18 protein-coding genes are annotated in these 19031 nt (G+C 66.8%); 9 read left to right on the plus strand and 9 right to left on the minus strand.

What is annotated here, in order from left to right; all coding sequences use genetic code 11:
• The first annotated feature begins 108 nt into the window (after positions 1-108).
• The 6 genes from ACFSQR_RS12660 (at position 109) to moaD (ending at position 6778) form a co-directional block, all read left to right on the plus strand.
• Positions 109-1311 (plus strand): glycine C-acetyltransferase, encoded by a 1203-nt coding sequence (locus ACFSQR_RS12660; protein WP_377730185.1) that lies wholly within the window; start codon positions 109-111, stop codon positions 1309-1311.
• A 12-nt stretch (positions 1312-1323) separates the two neighbouring features.
• Positions 1324-2286, plus strand: a complete 963-nt coding sequence (locus ACFSQR_RS12665) for an NAD-dependent epimerase/dehydratase family protein (protein WP_377730186.1) — start codon at positions 1324-1326, stop codon at positions 2284-2286.
• 49 nt (positions 2287-2335) lie between these two features.
• Entirely contained in the window at positions 2336-3715 is a 1380-nt protein-coding gene (locus ACFSQR_RS12670; RefSeq protein ID WP_377730187.1) for an L-serine ammonia-lyase, read from the plus strand.
• Positions 3716-3812: 97 nt separating this feature from the next.
• A complete protein-coding gene (thrC, locus tag ACFSQR_RS12675) occupies positions 3813-5288 on the plus strand; it encodes a threonine synthase (RefSeq protein WP_377730188.1) in 1476 nt (491 codons plus the stop codon).
• Positions 5289-5291: 3 nt separating this feature from the next.
• Positions 5292-6524 carry a gephyrin-like molybdotransferase Glp gene (glp, locus tag ACFSQR_RS12680; protein WP_377730189.1) on the plus strand — a complete coding sequence of 411 codons (1233 nt, stop codon included), beginning with the start codon at positions 5292-5294 and terminating at the stop codon, positions 6522-6524.
• Positions 6521-6778 carry a molybdopterin converting factor subunit 1 gene (gene moaD, locus ACFSQR_RS12685; RefSeq protein ID WP_377730190.1) on the plus strand — a complete coding sequence of 86 codons (258 nt, stop codon included), beginning with the start codon at positions 6521-6523 and terminating at the stop codon, positions 6776-6778. The genes glp and moaD overlap by 4 nt, the downstream gene beginning before the upstream one ends.
• A gap of 2 nt (positions 6779-6780) precedes the next feature.
• On the opposite strand, the gene ACFSQR_RS12690 is transcribed toward moaD, so the two are convergent.
• Genes ACFSQR_RS12690 through ACFSQR_RS12700 form a run of 3 tightly spaced genes read right to left on the minus strand, consistent with a single transcriptional unit; the run spans position 6781 to position 8290 of the window.
• On the minus strand, positions 6781-7707 hold the full coding sequence (locus tag ACFSQR_RS12690; protein WP_377730191.1) for an alpha/beta fold hydrolase: 927 nt from the start codon (positions 7705-7707) through the stop codon (positions 6781-6783).
• Entirely contained in the window at positions 7704-7904 is a 201-nt protein-coding gene (locus tag ACFSQR_RS12695) for a helix-turn-helix transcriptional regulator (protein ID WP_377730192.1), read from the minus strand. The genes ACFSQR_RS12690 and ACFSQR_RS12695 overlap by 4 nt, the downstream gene beginning before the upstream one ends.
• Positions 7901-8290 carry a hypothetical protein gene (locus ACFSQR_RS12700; RefSeq protein ID WP_377730193.1) on the minus strand — a complete coding sequence of 130 codons (390 nt, stop codon included), beginning with the start codon at positions 8288-8290 and terminating at the stop codon, positions 7901-7903. Before ACFSQR_RS12700 ends, ACFSQR_RS12695 begins: the two co-directional genes overlap by 4 nt.
• Before the next feature lie 122 nt (positions 8291-8412).
• On the opposite strand from ACFSQR_RS12700, the gene ACFSQR_RS12705 reads away from it, so the two are divergent.
• Positions 8413-9642: a TIGR03862 family flavoprotein gene (locus tag ACFSQR_RS12705; protein ID WP_377730194.1), complete on the plus strand. Its 1230-nt coding sequence runs from the start codon at positions 8413-8415 to the stop codon at positions 9640-9642.
• On the opposite strand, the gene ACFSQR_RS12710 is transcribed toward ACFSQR_RS12705, so the two are convergent.
• The 6 genes from ACFSQR_RS12710 to hpnC form a co-directional block, all read right to left on the minus strand.
• On the minus strand, positions 9626-10435 hold the full coding sequence (locus ACFSQR_RS12710; RefSeq protein ID WP_377730195.1) for a head GIN domain-containing protein: 810 nt from the start codon (positions 10433-10435) through the stop codon (positions 9626-9628). The two genes, ACFSQR_RS12705 and ACFSQR_RS12710, sit on opposite strands and share 17 nt — an antisense overlap.
• Positions 10436-10451: 16 nt before the next feature.
• Positions 10452-11219: a DUF1700 domain-containing protein gene (locus tag ACFSQR_RS12715; protein ID WP_377730197.1), complete on the minus strand. Its 768-nt coding sequence runs from the start codon at positions 11217-11219 to the stop codon at positions 10452-10454.
• Between the two features lie 17 nt (positions 11220-11236).
• Positions 11237-11374: a hypothetical protein gene (locus tag ACFSQR_RS12720; RefSeq protein ID WP_377730198.1), complete on the minus strand. Its 138-nt coding sequence runs from the start codon at positions 11372-11374 to the stop codon at positions 11237-11239.
• 119 nt (positions 11375-11493) lie between these two features.
• The gene (gene hpnE / locus ACFSQR_RS12725) at positions 11494-12855 is read right to left on the minus strand and encodes a hydroxysqualene dehydroxylase HpnE (protein ID WP_377730199.1); all 1362 of its coding nucleotides are present in this window, start codon (positions 12853-12855) and stop codon (positions 11494-11496) included.
• Positions 12842-13675, minus strand: coding sequence for a presqualene diphosphate synthase HpnD (hpnD, locus tag ACFSQR_RS12730; protein WP_377730201.1), 834 nt, complete (start codon positions 13673-13675; stop codon positions 12842-12844). Before hpnD ends, hpnE begins: the two co-directional genes overlap by 14 nt.
• 39 nt (positions 13676-13714) lie before the next feature.
• Entirely contained in the window at positions 13715-14524 is an 810-nt protein-coding gene (gene hpnC / locus ACFSQR_RS12735; protein WP_377730202.1) for a squalene synthase HpnC, read from the minus strand.
• A gap of 142 nt (positions 14525-14666) precedes the next feature.
• Here hpnC and ACFSQR_RS12740 point away from each other — a divergent pair, with 142 nt between their 5' ends.
• Together ACFSQR_RS12740 and ACFSQR_RS12745 are read left to right on the plus strand one after the other, a co-directional pair.
• Positions 14667-15806, plus strand: coding sequence for an efflux RND transporter periplasmic adaptor subunit (locus ACFSQR_RS12740; protein WP_377730203.1), 1140 nt, complete (start codon positions 14667-14669; stop codon positions 15804-15806).
• Entirely contained in the window at positions 15803-18964 is a 3162-nt protein-coding gene (locus ACFSQR_RS12745) for an efflux RND transporter permease subunit (RefSeq protein ID WP_377730205.1), read from the plus strand. Before ACFSQR_RS12740 ends, ACFSQR_RS12745 begins: the two co-directional genes overlap by 4 nt.
• Positions 18965-19031 lie beyond the last annotated feature (67 nt).

The raw sequence follows: 19031 nt of genomic DNA on the forward strand, positions 1-19031 counted from the left end.
ATTGAATCTGTGTTCGACATACTGAATATGTTTTGTTTGTCGAACGGCCCCACGGTACAGCATTCGCCAACCCCCGGTCAAGCCGGACCATTCACGCACGAGGAAACCATGAGCGACCAGGCATTCTATAGCGGCCTCCAACAGAAACTCGACACGCTGACCCAGGAAGGGCTGTTCAAGCCTGAACGCGTGCTCGCATCGCGCCAGGGCGCGGAAGTGACCGCACAGGATGGCCGCACGCTCATTAATATGTGCGCGAATAATTACCTGGGCCTGTCCGGCGACGTCGAGACGCAGAAGGCTGCCGCCGCCGCGCTCGAACAGTACGGCTACGGCCTGTCGTCGGTGCGCTTCATCTGCGGCACCCAGACCGTGCACAAGCAGCTGGAAAAGGCGCTGTCCGACTTCCTCGGCACCGAAGACACGATCCTGTACGCGGCGGCCTTCGACGCCAACGGCGGCGTGTTCGAGCCGCTGTTCGACGAGAACGACGCGATTATCTCCGACGCGCTGAACCACGCCTCGATCATCGACGGCATCCGCCTGTGCAAGGCCGGCCGCTACCGCTACGCGCACAACGACATGGCCGACCTGGAAAAGCAGCTGCAGGACGCCACCGCAGCCGGCAAGCGCCACAAGGTCATCGTGACCGACGGCGCGTTCTCGATGGACGGCACCATCGCCCAGCTGGACAAGATCGTGGCCCTGGCAGAGAAATACGGTGCGCTGACGATGATCGACGAATCGCACGCATCGGGCTTCATGGGCAAGACCGGCCGCGGCACGCACGAGCATTTCGGCCTGGTCGGCAAGATCGACATCATCACCGGCACGCTGGGCAAGGCCCTGGGCGGCGCAATGGGTGGCTTCACCTCCGGCCGCAAGGAAGTGATCGAGATGCTGCGCCAGAAGTCGCGCCCGTACCTGTTCTCGAACACGCTCGCCCCGATGATCGCCGGCGCCTCGCTGGCCGTGCTGGAACGCATCAGCAAGTCGACCGAGCTGCGCGACCGCCTGCACGAAAACACCGCCTACTTCCGCAAGGAGATCGAGCGCATCGGCTTCACCATCAAGCCGGGCACGCACCCGGTGGTGCCGGTGATGCTGTTCGAAGCACCGGTCGCGCAGAAATTCGCCGCCCGCATGTATGAGCTGGGCGTGCTGCTGTCCGGCTTCTTCTACCCGGTGGTGCCGATGGGCCAGGCGCGCGTGCGCGTGCAGCTCTCGGCGGCGCACACCCGCGAACAACTGGACCGCGTACTGGCGGCATTCGAACAAGCCGGCCGCGAGCTGGGCATCATCAAGAACTAAGGAAGCAGAATAATGGAACGTATCCTCATCATCGGCGCCAACGGCCAGATCGGCAGTGAACTGGTCGAAGCGCTGGCGCAGCAGCACGGCGCGGCCAACGTGATCGCCTCGGACATTTCGGACACCAACTTGTACAACGCCGCGCGCTACGTCAAGCTGAACGTGCTGGACAAGGAAGCGCTGGAGCGCATCGTCGCCACCGAGAACATCACGCAGGTGTACCAGCTGGCCGCGATGCTGTCGGCCACCGGCGAAAAAGCGCCGCTCAAGGCCTGGACCCTGAACATGGATGGCCTGCTGAACATCCTCGAGATCGCGCGCGAGCGCAAGGAAGCGGGCAAGCCGATGAAGATCTTCTGGCCTTCGTCGATCGCCGCCTTCGGCCCGAACACCCCGTCCGTCAATACGCCGCAGTACACGGTGATGGACCCGAGCACGATCTACGGCATCAGCAAGCTGGCCGGCGAGCGCCTGTGCGAGTACTACTTCAGCAAATACGGCGTGGACGTGCGCTCGATCCGCTACCCGGGCATCATCAGCTTCAAGTCGCCTCCGGGCGGCGGCACCACCGACTACGCCATCGCGATCTTCCACTCGGCGCTGCGCGGCGAGCGCTACGACTGCTTCCTCGGCCCTGAAACGACCCTGCCGATGATCTACATGCCCGACGCAATCCGCGCTACTATCGAGCTGATGGATGCGCCGGCGGAGCAGGTGAAGATCCGTTCGTCGTACAACGTGGCGGGCGTGTCGTTCAACCCGCGCGAGCTGGCCGAGGCCATCACCCGCGCGCGTCCGGAATTCCGCATCGCCTACACGCCGGACAGCCGCCAGGCGATCGCCGACAGCTGGCCAAAGAGCCTGGACGATAGCAGCGCGACCGCCGACTGGGGCTGGAAGGCCCGTATCGGTGTCGAAGAGATGGTTGCCGACATGCTGGCAAACATCGACGTCGGCCTGGGCAAGGCTGCGTAAGCAGCTCCCGCGATCAACACAACAATAATAAGAAACCGGAGACAAACTGATGGACATGAGTGTTTTCGATCTTTTCAAGATCGGTATCGGACCATCGAGCTCGCACACCGTGGGCCCGATGGTCGCCGCGCGCCGCTTCCTGCTGGAAGCGGGCAGCGTGGATAACGCGACGGGCGTGGAAGCGCACCTGTTCGGCTCCCTCGCCCTGACCGGCGTGGGCCACGGCACCGACAAGGCCGTGATCCTCGGCCTGCTCGGCGAAACGCCGCAGGACACCGATCCTGACAGCGCCGACGACAAGGTCGACGAGGTGCGGCTGGACGGCCGCATCCGGCTGCTGGGCGGCAGGGAAGTGCCGTTCGTGCTCGGCTTCCACAAGTCCGAGTCGCTGCCGGAGCACCCGAACGGCATGCGCTTTGCGCTGACCCGCGCGGACGGTTCGATCTTCGAAAAGACCTACTATTCGATCGGCGGTGGCTTCATTCGCGCCGCGGGCGAAGCGCAGGCGGAAGCTGCTGCTGGCGGCGCCCCGATTCCATTCCCGTTCGATACGATGGACCAGCTGCTTGCGCTCGGACGCGACAGCGGCCTGCGCATCCCCGACATGCTGCGCGCGAACGAGGAAGCGCGCATGAGCCGGGAGCAGCTGGACGCGGGCCTGGACCGCATCTGGCACGTCATGAACGACTGCATCTCGCACGGCTTGGTCACGCCGGGCCAGCTGCCGGGCGGGCTGAATGTGAAACGCCGCGCGGCCGACTTGTGGAAGCAGGCGCAGTGCGCCACCGCATCGGACCGCGCCAACCAGCTGCCGCACGACGCGTTGCACCACGTCACGCTGTACGCAATGGCGGTCAACGAGGAAAACGCGGCCGGCGGCCGTGTCGTCACGGCGCCGACCAATGGCGCTGCGGGCATCATCCCGGCGGTGCTGCGCTATTACGCCGAGGACTGCAACCCGAGCAATCCGGTAGCGGGCCTGCGCGACTTCCTGCTGACCGCATCCGCGATCGGCATGCTGTGCAAGCGTAACGCCTCGATTTCCGGCGCCGAAGTGGGCTGCCAGGGCGAGGTGGGCGTCGCCTGCGCGATGGCGGCGGCGGGCCTGGTCGCAGCGCTCGGCGGCACCAATGCGCAAATCGAGAACGCGGCCGAAATCGGCATCGAACACCATTTGGGCATGACCTGCGACCCGATCGGCGGCCTGGTGCAGATCCCGTGCATCGAGCGCAACGGCATGGGCGCGATCAAGGCGATCACCGCGGCATCGCTGTCGCTCAAGGGCGACGGCACGCACTTCGTCAGCCTGGACAACGTGATCGAGACGATGCGCCAGACCGGCGCCGACATGCAGGTCAAGTACAAGGAGACCTCGCTGGGCGGCCTGGCCACCATCCACGTCATCTCGGTCAACCAGCCGGCCTGCTGACCACAAGGGGACTGTCCCCCTTGGGGACGGTCTCCGACAGCGCAGCCCCGTCGCGCTACAATAGCTGTTCGACAAGCAGCTACCGGACGACCCGCCCATGCAATACGTTTCGACGCGCGCCGCCAACCCGGCCGATCCCGAGTCCCGCAAGAGCTTCACCGGCATCCTGCTGGGCGGCCTGGCCCCCGACGGCGGCCTGTACATGCCGCTTGAGTATCCGCAGGTGACCGCGGCCGAACTCGATGCCTGGCGCAGCCTGTCCTATGCGGACCTGGCCTATGAGATCCTGCGCAAGTTCGCCACCGACATCCCCGATGCGGACCTGCGCGCGCTCACGCAGAAGACCTACACTCCCGAGGTATACCGCAACGCGCGGCCCGGCGAATCGGCCGCCGACATCACCCCGCTGCGCGTGCTGCACGACGAAGGCGGCCAGACCCTGATCCTGCAGGCCCTGTCGAACGGGCCGACGCTGGCGTTCAAGGACATGGCCATGCAGCTGCTCGGCAACCTGTTCGAATACGCGCTGGCCAAGCAGCACGCGCAGCTGAACATTTTTGGCGCCACCTCCGGCGACACCGGCAGCGCTGCGGAATACGCCATGCGCGGCAAGGCCGGCATCAGCGTCTTCATGCTGTCCCCGCACAAGAAGATGAGCGCCTTCCAGACCGCTCAGATGTTCAGCCTGCAGGACCCGAACATCCACAACATCGCTGTGGAAGGCGTGTTCGACGACTGCCAGGACATGGTCAAGGCGGTTTCCAACGACCTCGAATTCAAGGCGCGCCACAAGATCGGCACCGTCAACTCGATCAACTGGGCACGCGTGGTGGCGCAGGTGGTGTACTACTTCCGCGGCTACCTGATGGCGACCACGGCCAACGACCAGAAAGTCTCGTTCACGGTCCCGTCGGGGAATTTCGGGAACATCTGCGCGGGGCACATCGCCCGCATGATGGGCCTGCCCATCGACAAGCTGGTCGTCGCGACCAACGAGAACGACGTACTGGACGAATTCTTCCGCACCGGCGTGTACCGGGTGCGCAAGGCTGCCGAGACCTTCCACACCAGCAGCCCGTCGATGGATATTTCCAAGGCGTCGAACTTCGAACGCTTCGTGTACGACCTGGTCGGCCGCGACAGCGCGCGCGTGCGGGCGCTGTTCGAGAAGGTGGACACCGATGGCGGATTCGACCTCTCCGGCCGCCCCGGCAGCGATGGCGACGAGTTCGCGCACGTGGCGCAGTATGGCTTCGAGTCCGGCCGCTCGACCCATGCCGACCGCATCGCCACGATCCGCGACGTGTTCGACGACTACGGCATCACGGTGGACACGCATACCGCCGACGGCATCAAGGTGGCGCGCGAGCATATCGAAACCGGCGTGCCGATGATCGTGCTGGAGACGGCGCTGGCCGCCAAGTTCAACGAAACGATCCTTGAAGCGATCGGCACCGACGCCGAACGTCCGCCAGGCTTCGAAGGCATCGAGGCGCTGCCGCAGCGTTTCGTGGTGATGCCGACCGACGTCGCGCGCATCAAGGAGTTCATCGCCAGCCAAACGGGCCTGTAAAACATGAGCTACACACCCAAGCCACTGATGCCGGTGCGCGATGCGCTCGACACCATGCTGTCCGCGGCGCGCCCCGTGGAGGACATCGAGACCGTGCCGACGCTGGAGGCGAATGGGCGCATCCTGGCGCAGGCGCTGCATTCGACCATCGACGTCCCTGCGGCCGACAATACCCAGATGGACGGCTACGCGGTGCGCGCAGCCGATTGCGCCGGCGGCGGGGCCACGCTGCGGGTGGCGCAACGCATCCCGGCGGGCCACGTCGGCGCCTTCCTCGAACCGGGCACCGCGGCGCGCATCTTCACCGGCGCCCTGATTCCCGAAGGCGCGGACGCGGTCGTGATGCAGGAGCAGTGCGAACTGTCGGCGGACGGCGCGAGCGTCACCGTGAAGCACACGCCGGCACCGGGCGAATGGATCCGCCGCCGGGGCGAGGACATCCGCGCAGGCAGCGTAGTCGTGCCGGCCGGGGTGCGGCTGCGCAGCCAGGAACTGGGCCTTGCGGCATCGGTGGGCCTGGCCCAGGTGAGCGTGCGGCGCCGCCTGCGCGTTGGCCTGTTCTTCACCGGCGACGAACTGGTAATGCCGGGCGACGCGCCCGGCGGCGTGCTGCCGCCCGGCGCCATCTATAACTCCAACCGCTTCCTGCTGCGCGCGCTGCTGGAAAACCTCGGCTGCACGATCGCGGACTACGGCAACGTGCCCGATTCGCTGGACGCGACCCGCGCCACGCTGCGCGAGGCCTGCGCCAACTGCGACCTGGTCATCACTTCCGGCGGCGTCTCGGTCGGCGAGGAGGACCACGTCAAGCCTGCCGTCGAAGCTGAAGGGCGGCTGGACATGTGGCAGATTGCGGTCAAGCCGGGCAAGCCGCTCGCGTTCGGCCAGGTCGGCAAAGCGTTCTTCCTCGGCCTGCCTGGCAATCCGGTATCGAGTTTTGTCACCTTCCTCGTGTTCGTGCGCCCGTTCATCCTGGCCATGCAGGGCGCTGCGGTGCGCGCTCCGCGCTCGTTCATGCTGCCGGCAGCATTCGACTGGCCGCGGCCGGACAAACGCAACGAGTTCCTGCGCGCCCGCGTCAACGACGATGGCGCGCTGGAGCTGTTCCCCAACCAGGGATCGGCCGTGCTGACATCGACATCATGGGCCGACGGCCTGGTCGACAACCCACCCGGCAAGGCGGTCGTGCGGGGAGACCTGGTGCGCTTCATTCCGTTTTCGGAGCTGCTCGGATGAACGTGACGGTCAAATTCTTCGCCAGCGTGCGCGAGCAGCTTGGCACTGCCGAGGAGCGCCTGTCGCTGCCGGAAGGCATATCCACGGTCGGGGAGCTGCGCGACCTGCTGGTGCGGCGCGGCGGCGCATGGGAAGAAGCACTGGGCGGCAACCGCGCGCTGCGCATGGCCTGCAACCAGGCGATGTGCAATGAGACCGCGCCGCTCGAAAGCGGCGCCGAAATCGCGTTCTTCCCGCCCGTGACGGGCGGCTGAGGTTACAAAGTCTTGACGAAGTCGCGGATCATGCTGGCGACGGCGTCCGGCTGGTCGATCATGGCAAAGTGCCGGGCCGGCGACACCGGCATTACCGTCAGCTTGGGCGTGCCCGCCATCAGTGTCTTGTAGTACTCCAGTTTCTGTTCCATGCTGATGTTCTCCTGCGCCACGTCCGGTGCATAGTAGGGCGCGATCACCAGTACCGGCGCCCTGATCGTGGCCAGCCGGTCGCGCAGGTCGAGCGCCAGCAGGCTGGCCATGGTGTCGGTCACCACCGCCGGGTTGCTGGACGACGACATGACCGCCATATCGTCCGCGCGCGCCATGTCGATGGAGCCGATGGTGCGCATGTAGTTCTTTTGCTGCGCCTCGTACATGGCCGGCGTCATGCCCGCTGCGCTGGCCTTCGCCTGCGCCGCCATCTGCGCGCGCTGCTCCCTCGGCACGTCTTCGGTGCCCGGGAAAACCGGCAGGCCGTCGATTGCCACCACGCCGCCCACCAGCGCAGGCTCGTCCTGCGCGAGCATGATCGCCAGGGTGGCGCCCATGCTGTGCCCGACCAGCACCGGTGCCTTGAGGCCGCGCTGCACGATCAGGTCCTTCAGCGCCTGCCGCGTTGCCGCGACCAGGTCGCCCTGCAGCGGCGCGCGTCCGCTGAAGCCGGCCGGCGTGACCACATACAGCACATGGTCGCCCTTGAACCGTTCGACCATGCCTTGCCAGGCCCAGGCGCCGCTGGCCAGGCCAGGCACCAGGATCATCGGCCTGCCGCGTTCACCATGGCGTTCGACCAGCATGCCGCCGACCTCGAACCGTTCGGCGGGCGCGGGAGCGGAGGCGAAGCGCAACGGCGTGGGGGCGGCGCATTGCGCCGTGAGGGGGATGCCCAGTGTCAGTGCGGCGGCAAGTGTCAGTGCAGCTTTCATGCGTGCTCCTCGTCGGTAAAGATCGATTCGATCGGTTGTTCAAACAGCCGCGCCAGCGCAAAGGCGAGCGGCAGGCTGGGGTCGTAGCGGCCGGTTTCTATCGCATTCACGGTCTGGCGCGACACTTCCAGCAGGTCGGCCAGGTGCGCCTGGCTCCATCCTTTTTCCGCGCGCAGTTCACGCACGATGTTCTTCATCGCGCCAGCAGCCGGCAGCGCAGCAGGCTGATCCCGGCCCATGCGCCGCCCATCGTGATCCAGACGGAGAACATGGACAGTTTGGGGAAGCCCGCCGTCTCCAGGAAGCCGTAGGTGAACGAGAGTCCGGCCGTGATGCCTGCTGCCATCGCGATGTTCTCCAGCTGCGTACGGCGGATGTATTCGTCCATGCGCGCGAAATGCCGGACGATCGCCCAGAAGGCCGCGCCGAAGCCGATCATCGGACTGGCCAGCACCACGGTGCGCAGCAAGCCTTCCGGCATCGGGCGGCCGAAGCGGATCGCCAGCATCAGTATGACCGCGTAGAGCGCGAGCGACGACCACATTTCGCGCTTGTACATCCGTGCCGCATCTTTCTCCCGCATCGCCATCTCCTGTGTGTAAAGTATGCTTTACATTAGACGCAAGCAGGCCGCATGTCAAGCAAACTTTACACATGCCGTTTTCGACTACAATGCGGCTCCTTCCAGCTCCCGTGATAACGCAGATGACGCCCCAGAATACTCCCCGCCACGCAGCCGTCATTGGCGGCGGTCCGGCCGGCCTGATGGCCGCCGAGGTGCTCGCGCAAGCGGGAGTGCGCGTCGACCTGTACGACGCCATGCCGTCGGTCGGCCGCAAGTTCCTGCTGGCGGGGAAGGGCGGCATGAACATCACGCACTCCGAGGATTTCGGCGCGTTCGTCCAGCGCTACGGCGTACGCGCCGGCGAGGTGCAGGCATGGCTGGACCAGTTCACGCCGGGCCAGTTGCGCGAGTGGATCCACGCGCTCGGCATCGATACCTTCGTTGGCACGTCAGGCCGCGTGTTCCCGACGGACATGAAGGCGGCGCCGCTCCTGCGCGCGTGGCTGCACCGGCTGCGCGAATCCGGCGTCCAGTTCCACATGCGCCACCGCTGGATTGGCTGGAACGATGACGGATCGCTGGCATTCGAGACGCCGCAGGGAAGGATGGCGATCGCGCCCGGTGCCGCGGTCCTCGCGCTGGGCGGAGCAAGCTGGCCGCGGCTCGGATCGGACGGCGCATGGCTGCCGCTGCTGCGCGCACGCGGCGTCGACGCGGCGCCGCTGGTGCCGTCCAATTGCGGTTTCGACGTGAACTGGAGCGCGCATTTCAGCGCCCGGCACGCGGGCGAGCCGCTGATCACGGTCGCCATGCAGGCGGAGGGCGCCGGATGGCGGCGCGGCCAGTTTGTGGTCACTGCGACAGGCATCGAGGGCAGCCTGGTGTATGCCTTGTCGGCGCGCCTGCGCGACCAGATCGCTGCCGCGGGAAAGACCACAGTGTGGCTGGACCTGTGCCCCGACCACACGGCGCAGCGTGTGCTGGAGGAAGTCTCGCGTCCGCGCGGCTCGCGCTCGATGTCGAGCCACCTGCAGGGACGGCTCGGCATCAAGGGCGTCAAGGCGGGCCTGTTGCGCGAGTGCCTGCCGAAACAGGACTTCGACGACGTGGACAAGCTGGCCGCCGCCATCAAGCGGCTGCCGCTTGTGCTCGAGCGCGCGCGCCCGGTGGAGGAAGCGATCAGCAGCGGTGGCGGCGTGCGCTTCGAAGCGCTCGACGGCCAGATGCTGCGGGCGCTGCCGGGGATGTTCGTGGCGGGAGAGATGCTCGACTGGGAAGCGCCGACCGGCGGCTACCTGCTGAGCGCGTGCTTCGCCAGCGGCCGCGCGGCAGGGCGCGCGGCGCTGGACTGGATCAGTCGCGGAAGTTGACGTCGCCGGAACCGTTGCGCGATACCGTACGGTCCTTCGGATTGCCGTGCACCTCCACGTCGCCGCCGCCGTTGGTCGTCACGACCACGCTGCGGCGCGCGAAGATGCGGGCGCTGCCCGAACCGGCCTGTTCCAGCACGGCCTCGTCCGCGGCCAGGTGCTGCGCATCGAGCTCGCCGCTACCGGAGTGCTCGGCACGCAGGGTCTTGCAGCTGCCGATCACCGTCATTTCGCCCGAGCCAACCATTTCGAGCGCGACCTTGTCCGTATCCCCGGTGTTGATCTCGGTGGCGCCGCTGTCGTAGGCGCTGGCGACGACCTGGCGATAGCGACCGTCGAACACCAGCCGGCCGGAGCCGCGCTTGTTAATTTCGATGCGTTCGCCGCCGAAGCCGCGCACGCTGTGGGTGCCCGAACCCGCTACTTCCAGGTGCTCCAGCGCTGGCAGCACCAGGTCCACCTCGATCTTGTTGCGGTGGTAGAGCAGCATGCCGGACACGTGGATCTGGATGCTCGATCCTTCCTGCACGGTGGCGATGTTCGACAGCAGGCGCTGCTCGCCGCGCACCGTCAGCGAAGGCGTATCGCCGCGCCGCACGGTCATGCTGATCGGGCCGCGCAGTTCGATATTGGTGACATCGCGGTTGATCGGGCGCTGCTCGCTCACCACCACACGGCCTTCCGCGTTGGCCGGCGCGTTGATGCCATGCACGCGCAGCGCGCCATAGCCGGCCGAAATCAGCAGGAACGCCACTACCAGCAGCGTGAAACCGGTCTTGATCAATGTACGCACAATCTGCTTCCTATTCCTACCCGCCCCGGATCAGGGACAGGTTCATGTCAAAGTAGCGGCGCAGGCCGATGAACGCGTAGTTCGAAACGACCAGGCAAAGCAGGAACACGACGATCCCGCCGGCCACCATGGCCAGTCCGACCAGCGACTGCGTGGTGCGCGAATGGGTGTCGAGGTCGGTGTAGATGCGGATGCCGCGGCCGGCCACTGTTTCCTCATGGCGGATGACGCGCGACGGCGCGCTGACGTCGTCGTCCGGGTTCGCGTTCCCGCCATGCTCCTTGTGCACGTTCACGCCGTCGTGGCCGATCGTCACGCGGGTCAGTTCGCCGCGCCGCACTTCGCGGCCGTCCTCGTAATACACATTCGGGCTGCTGAAGACGATTTCGTTGGCGCCAGCCAGGCCGCTCGCGGTGACCACGATGCCTCCGAAATAGAGCGCAAACGAGACGGCGTAGATGGCGGCCAGGATTGCTGCGAACACCGCTGCCGGGACCACCATGAACAGGTTGAACACGGCCAGCCCCACCGTGGTGGCGGCCATGCGCAGCACGGAAGGGCGCGCCTTGGCCGGTTCCAGCGACTCGCGGTGCGCGTTGGCGCGCAGGGTCATTGCGATCTGCTTGGGGTCGCCCAGATCCGCGCTGATTTCGTCTTCGCTGCGGCCGGCGGCCAGTCCATCGATGAAGCGCTGCTCGTAATAGGCCAGCGTGCGCGCCACGGTATCGGTCGGCAGGCCCGCGAGGGCCCGCTTCAGCGCGTCGATGTATTCCAGTCTGCCCATCGTTACTCCGTCTTACCTCAGGCCCGGTACAGGCCGATCTGCGTCAGCGCGCGCAATTCGAGCGCCTCCGCGGTTAGCATATTGACAATCAAAGCCGTGCTCGCAATCACGAGCGCCAGTACCGCGAGCAGTCGTATCGTTTGCAAGATGTTCATTTGGGGTCCCGTTTGTCCACGCCGTTGTCGATGATGGAACTGTACTGGCGCGGCCCGCGCGCAGCCACGGGAATGCGACAGGCTGCAAAATTGCAGGGACAGGTGGGTCATCGGGCCGATTACCGGAGCGCCGCCAGCAACTTTGCGGCCTCTACGCCGCTGCGGACCGCCGCCTCCAGCGTGGCCGGGTAGGCGCTGGCCGTGTGGTCGCCCGCCAGCACCAGGCCTGGCAGGGCGGTCGCGTTCGCGGGCCGCGCGAGGCCGGGCGTGCACGCGAACGTGGCGCGCTTTTCCGTGATGACGCGGCTCCACAGCGGCTGCGCCAGCGCAGGATCGCCAAACGCGGCCGCGAGCTGGGCGGCGGTGGACGCGGCCAGCTGTTCCTGTGGCAGCGCGGCAGCATCGGCGGAACAGCTGATGACCGCAGCCAGCAGCCCGGCATGGCCGGGGTCCACGTGGCCGCGGTCGAATACGAACTGGGCGAAATGGCCGTGCGCGGGGGCGTCCTCGAGCGCGAAGAACGGCCGCGCCAGGCGCATCGCCGGCGGGAACTGGAAGTAGCAGGTGGTGATCGGCTCGTAGTCGAAGGCGCGCAGCTGTGCGGCCAGCTCCGCGACCGCTTCCACGGCTGCGGCCAGCGGATCGAGTAGCGCGGCGGCGGCGCCGGGCGGGACGGCCAGCACCACGCCGGCATACTGCGCGGACAGCGCGCCACCGACCGCGCTGCCGCTGGCGTCGACCTGCCAACCGCCGCCGGACGCGGGGGCGACGCGGTCGACCCGCGTTGCGCAGTGGACCGCGCCGCCGCGCGACTGCACCACATTCAATGCGGCGGCCGGGAAGGCGCTGGTCAGGTCGGTACGCGGCAGCAGCATGTCGGATGCGGCCCGCCTTGCGCCCAGGCTGTCGCGCAGGACGTTCAGGAACACTTGTGCCGAGGCGCGCTCGGGCGGCGTGTTCAGCGCGGCCAGGCACAGCGGATGCCACATCAGGCGGTTGATGCGCGCGGTCTGGTCGAAACGGTCCAGCAGCTCGGCCACGCTGCAATCGGTGTGCAGCGTCCAGCCCATCCAGCGCGCCGTGGACGAAAAGCGCGCCAGTGCCAGCTTGTCCTCGCGGCCAAGGCCGCGTGCGCGCAGCAGGGCGCCCAGCAGGTGCAGCGGGGCAGGGAGGCGCGGCGCGGCAAAGTCCATGCCCTGGCCCGGCGGATAGCGCATCTGCAGCGGCAGCTTGAGCAGGGCATGTCTGGCGTCGAGTCCCGCAAGGCGCATCAGGCGCAGCGTTTCGCGGTACGCGCCCAGCATGATGTGCTGGCCGTTGTCGAGCATGTGCCCGTGCACCTCGACCGCGCGGGCACGCCCGCCGGGGGTGCGCTGCGCCTCGAACAGGGTGACCTTGCGGCCAGCCTGCGCCAGCGTCAGCGCCGCGGCGGAGCCGGCCCAGCCGCCCCCGACGACGGCAATGCCGTCAGTTGCGGACATAGGTCTTCCACGCCAGCCACAGCTTGCGGATCGGGGTCAGCGAGGTGCGCTGGGTGAGGACCTTGAAGCCGTCGCGCTCGATTTCGTCGAGCACCGTGCGGTAGATCGCCGCCATCATCAGGCCGGGACGCTGGGCGCGCCGGTCTTCCTTCGGCAGCAGCGCAAACGCTTCGTCGTACAGGCGTTGCGCGCGTTCGGCCTGGAACTGCATCAGGCGCTCGAACTTGTCGCTGTGGCGCGCATTCAGGATTTCCGCCGCCTTCACGTCGAACTGCTGCAGTTCGCTGACCGGCAGGTAGATGCGGCCCTTGCGCGCGTCTTCGCCGACGTCGCGAATGATGTTGGTGAGCTGGAACGCGAGGCCCAGCTTTTCCGCGTACTTCAGGGTCTGCGGATTGGTCACGCCGAAAATGCTGGCCGACAGGATGCCCACCACGCTCGCCACGCGCCAGCAGTACTTCTGCAGCGCCGCGAAGTCGAGGTAGCGGGTCTGGTCCAGGTCCATCTCCATGCCGTCGATGATCGCCTGCAGGTGCTCCTGCTCCAGGCCGTACGCGGATACGTGCCGGTGCAGCGCCTGCGTCACTGGATGGCCGGGCGTGCCCTTGTACATGCTGGAGATCTCGTTGCGCCACCACGCCAGCTTGATGCGCGCGACGCCCTGGTCCGTGCATTCGTCCACCGTGTCGTCCACCTCGCGGCAGAAGGCGTACAGCGCGGTGATGGCGCGGCGGCGTTCGGGAGGCAGGAACAGGAAGCTGTAGTAAAAACTGGAGCCGCTTTGCGCGGTCTTCTGCTGGCAGTAATCGTCCGGGGACATGAAGGACCTGGTTCTTCGTTTGTGGTCAAAGGCGCTATTTTACATGCGCAGGGCGCGCCAGCCGATGGCGACCCAGTCGCGCGGCCCCAGCACGGGGCGGTGCCGGAACACGTCGAAGCCGGCCCGTTCGATCCGGTCGAGGATGCGCAGTCCTCCCTGGACCACCAGCCGCAGCTCCCAGCCGATGCGGCCCGGCAGGCGCACGGCCAGCGGCGCGCCGGACAGCATCAGCGCGCGCGCCCGCTGCACTTCGAATGCCATCAGCGCGCGACACGCGTCCTCGACACGCCCCAGCGCGATATCGGATTCGCTCACGCCGAAGCGCTGCAGGTCCTCGAGCGGCAGGTAGATGCGCTGCTTGCGCCAGTCGACTTCCACGTCCTGCAGGAAATTGATGAGTTGCAAGGCCGTGCAAATCGCGTCCGAGTCCGCGACGTTGCGCCCGCTGTCGGCGCCGTACAGCTTCAGCATGAGCAATCCCACGGGATTGGCGGAACGCGCGCAATACCCGCACAGCTCTTGATAGGTCTGGTAACGGGTCGTTTCTATATCTTGAGAGAATGCCGACAACAGGTCGCGCATCGGCTTGAGCGGCAGCCGGTACTGCGCCACGACATGCGCCAGCCGTGCGAATATCGGGTCGTCCGGAATGCTGCCCGCCGCGATCAGGTCCAGTTTGCTGCGATAGGCTTCGAGCGCGGCGAGGCGCTGGGACGGCGTGGCGTCTCCCTCGTCGGCAATGTCGTCGGCGCTGCGGGCAAACGCATAGATCGCCTCGACGGCCGGCACCAGGCGACGCGGTAGCAGGAAGGACGCGACAGGGAAGTTTTCGTAGTGGTCGACCGGCATGCAGGAAACTAGAACTAATCGTCAGTTTTGGTGAACGATAAACAGATATAATTACTAACCAGAAAGTCAGTTAGTCCTCCCGGCGGTGTGTTTTATTGTTGAGTTGGCACCCCGGAGCCCACGCATAGTAAAGGAAAACACCGTGTCCGCCTTCAAAATCCTGCGCCCGGGCGCCATGCTCGCGCTCGTGGCCGCCGCGCTCGCTGCCGGTTGCGCCAAGGAAGCGCCGAAAACCGAAGACATCCGTCCCGTGCGCGCGATCACCATCGCCAGCGGCGACGTCGCGCATGCCAGCGAGTTCTCGGGCGAGGTGCGTGCGCGCATCGAGTCGCGCCTCGGCTTCCGGGTGGGCGGCAAGATCACCGAGCGCAAGGTGGACGTGGGCGCCCCGGTGCGGCGCGGCCAGGTGCTGATGCAGCTCGACCCGCAGGACCTGCGCCTGGCAGCCAGCCAGGCCGGCGCCGCGCTGGAGGCGGCGCGCACCAACCGCGACCTGGCCCAGGCCGAACTGAAGCGCTACACGGAACTGCGCAGCCAGAACTTCGTCAGCCAGGCGGTGCTCGACGCGCGCCGCGCCGCATTCCAGTCGGCCGAGGCGAACCTGCGCGCGGCGCAGGCGGCGTTCCGCGGCCAGTCCAACCAGGCCGGCTATACCTCGCTGGTGTCGGACATCGACGGCGTGGTGACGGCAGTGGAGGCCGAGGCAGGCCAGGTGGTCTCGCCCGGCACGCCGGTGGTGCGGGTGGCCAAGGCCGGTGAAAAGGAAGTCGTGATCGGCGTTCCGGAAAACCGCGTGCAGTCGCTGCGCGACGTCGCCCGCGTCTCGGTGCGCCTGTGGGCGCATCCGGGGCAGCAGTTCGGCGGCCGCATCCGCGAAATTTCGCCGGTGGCCGACCCGCTGACCCGCACCTACGCGGTGCGCGTGGCGCTGCCCGACGCTCCCGCCTTCGTCCAGCTGGGCATGACCGCCAGCGTGCAGTTCTACGACCGCGCGGCCGGCAACCAGATCAAGCTGCCGCTGTCGGCCCTGTTCCAGGACCATGGCAAGAGCGCCGTGTGGGTGGTCGAGAAGGGCGCCGTCAGGCTGGTCCCGGTCGAGGTGGCGGGGGCGAGCGGCAATGAGCTGGTCGTGACCTCCGGCCTGCAGCCCGGCCAGACCGTGGTGACCGCGGGTGTGCACCAGCTCAAGGCAGGCCAGAAGGTCAAGGTGCTGGGCGTCGACGTGCCCGCGCCGGTGTCGACCGCCTCGTCGCGCGCAGTGATGGCTGGAGCGGCGCAATGAGGGGATTCAACCTGTCGCGCTGGGCGCTGGACAACATCCCGCTCACGCGCTACCTGATCGCCGCGCTGCTGATTGGCGGGATCCTCAGCTTCACCCGGCTCGGGCAGGACGAGGATCCGCCGTTCACTTTCCGCGCGATGGTGGTGCGGGCCGTGTGGCCGGGCGCGACCGCCGTGCAGATGGCCGAACAGGTCACCGACAAGCTCGAACGCAAGTTGCAGGAAACGCCGTACATCGACAAGATCCGCAGCTATTCCAAGCCGGGCGAGACGCTCATCATCCTGCAGCTGCGCGAATCGACCCCGCCGCGCGAGACCGCCGTGTCCTGGTACCAGGTGCGCAAGAAGATCGGCGACATCGCCGGCACGCTGCCGCAGGGCGTGATCGGGCCGTTCTTCAATGACGAATTCGGCGACACCTACGGCTCGATCTTTGCGCTGTCCTCGGACGGGTTCAGTTATGCCGAGATGAAGGAGTATGCCGACTACGTGCGCCAGCAGTTCCTGCAGGTGCGCTCGGTGGCCAAGGTCGAGCAGTTCGGCGTGCAGGCCGAAAAGATCGAGATCGAGTTCTCGCACAAGAAGTTCGCGCAACTGGGCGTCCCGTTCGAGCAGATCGTGGGCCAGATCGCGACCCAGAACAGCGTCGAGGCGGCCGGCGTGCTGGTCACGCCGGGCGAGAACCTGCAGGTGCGCGTCACCGGGGCGCTCGACACGCTCAAGGATATCGAGGACATGGTCCTGCGCGCGGGCGGCACCACGTTCCGCCTGGGCGACTTTGCCCGGGTCCGCCGCACCTACCAGGACCCGCCGGTCGAGAAGATGCGCTTCAATGGCCAGGAAGTGATCGGCCTTGGCATCTCGATGGAAAAGGGCGGCAACATCATCGTGATGGGCGAGGCGCTCGATGCCAAGGTGGCCGAGATCCAGTCCAAGCTGCCGGTCGGCCTGACGCTCAACCGCGTATCCAACCAGCCCAGGGTGGTGAGCGAATCGGTCGGCGAATTCATGAAGGTGCTGACCGAGGCGGTGGTGATCGTGCTGGCGGTGAGCTTCATCGCGCTCGGCCTGCACACCAAGCCGCTGCGCATCGACGTGCGTCCCGGCCTGGTGGTGGCGCTCACCATCCCGCTGGTGCTGGCGATTACCTTCCTGTTCATGCGCATCCTGGACATCGACCTGCACAAGATCTCGCTGGGCGCGCTGATCATCGCGCTCGGCCTGCTGGTGGACGACGCCATCATCGCGGTCGAAATGATGGTGCGCAAAATGGAGGAAGGCCTGTCGCGCTTCGAGGCCGCCACCTTTGCCTACACGTCCACCGCCATGCCGATGCTGACCGGGACCCTGATCACGGCGGCGGGCTTCCTGCCGATCGGCCTGGCCAAGTCGGCCGCCGGCGAATACACCTTCTCGATGTTCTCGGTGAACTGCATCGCGCTGCTGGTGTCGTGGCTGGCGGCGGTGATCTTCACGCCGTACATCGGCTTCCTGCTGCTGAAGGTCAAGCAGCACAAGGATGGCGAATCAGAGCACGACGTGTTCAACACGCCCGGCTACGAGAAATTCCGCGCGCTGGTGAACCGCTGCGTCGAGTGGCGCAAGACGACGATCGTGCTGTCGCTGGGCGTGTTCGCGCTCGGGATCTTCGGCTTCAACTTCATCGAAAAGCAGTTCTTCCCCGATTCCAGCCGCCGCGAGCTGATGGTCGAGATGTGGCTGCCCGAGGGATCGAGCTTCCGCGCCACCGAGGCGCAGGCGGTCAAGCTGGAGCGCCTGCTGGCCAAGGAACCGGCAGTCGAGAGCGTGACCAGCTACGTCGGCACCGGCAGCCCGCGCTTCTACCTGCCGCTGGACCAGATTTTCCCGCAGACGAACGTGGCGCAACTGGTGGTGCTGCCCAGGGACCTGCAGGGGCGCGAAGAACTGCGCAAGAAGATCACGGCGCTGTTCAAGAGCGATTTCCCGGAGGTGCGCGGCCGCGTCAAGCTGCTGCCGAACGGCCCGCCGGTGCCTTACCCCGTGCAGTTCCGCGTGCAGGGCCCGGACATCGCGCAGGTGCGCCTGCTGGCCGACCAGGTCAAGGACATCATGCGCGCCAACCCGAACGCGGTCGGCGTGAACGACAACTGGAACGAGTCGGTCAAGGTGCTGCGCATGGAGCTGGACCAGGACAAGCTGCGCGCGCTCGGCATCTCCACGCAGAGCGTCATGCGCACCGTGAACACGGTCCTGTCGGGCACGCGCGTCGGCCAGTTCAGGGAAGACAATGAGCTGATCGACCTGGTGATCCGCCAGCCGGTGGACGAGCGTTCCACCATCGCGCGGCTGGAGGATGTGAGCATCCCGACCGCATCCGGACGCTTCGTGCCGCTGTCTCAGGTGGCGCGCCCGCACTTTGCGTGGGAGCCGGGCGTGGTGTGGCGCGAGGGCAGGGAATGGGCGGTCACGGTGCAGTCCGACGTGGTGGACGGCATCCAGGGACCGACCGTTTCAACCCAGGTCGGCGAAAAGCTCGAGCCGCTGGTGGCCCGGCTCCCGGCCGGCTATTCGATCCGCCTGGCCGGCGCCGCCGCCGACAGCAAGGCGGCCGAGGCGTCGATCGCGGCCAACGTGCCGCTGGTGATCTTCATCGTGTTCACGCTGCTCATGCTCCAGCTGCACAGCTTCCAGCGCGCGCTGATGGTGTTCCTCACCGGGCCGCTGGGCATCGCGGGCGCGGCGCTGGCGCTACTGATATTAGGGCGGCCGTTCGGCTTTGTCGCCAACCTGGGCGTGATCGCGCTGTTCGGCATGATCATCCGGAACTCCGTGATCCTGGTCGACCAGATCGAACAGGACATCAAGGGCGGCGCCGAGCCGTGGACCGCGGTGGTGGAAGCGGCGGTGCGCCGCGTGCGCCCGATCGTGCTGACCGCGGCAGCCGCCGCGCTGGCGATGATCCCGCTGTCGCGTTCCGTGTTCTGGGGACCGATGGCGGTGGCGATCATGGGTGGGCTGATCGTGGCGACTGCGCTGACACTGCTGTTCCTGCCGGCGCTGTACGCGGCCTGGTTCAACGTGCGCCCGCCCGGTTCGCCCAACTATGCGCGCACGCGCGGGCTGAGCCTGCGGGGCAGGGGGCTCGGCAAGCGCCTGCGCTCCCGCTTCAAACTCTGATGCCTTGTCGTACCCGCGGACGCGGGTACGACGAGCGCACGCCATGTTTCAAAAAAGTCCAATCTGG

It is taken from the genome of Pseudoduganella sp. GCM10020061 (assembly GCF_042683405.1).
GTDB lineage: Bacteria > Pseudomonadota > Gammaproteobacteria > Burkholderiales > Burkholderiaceae_D > Telluria.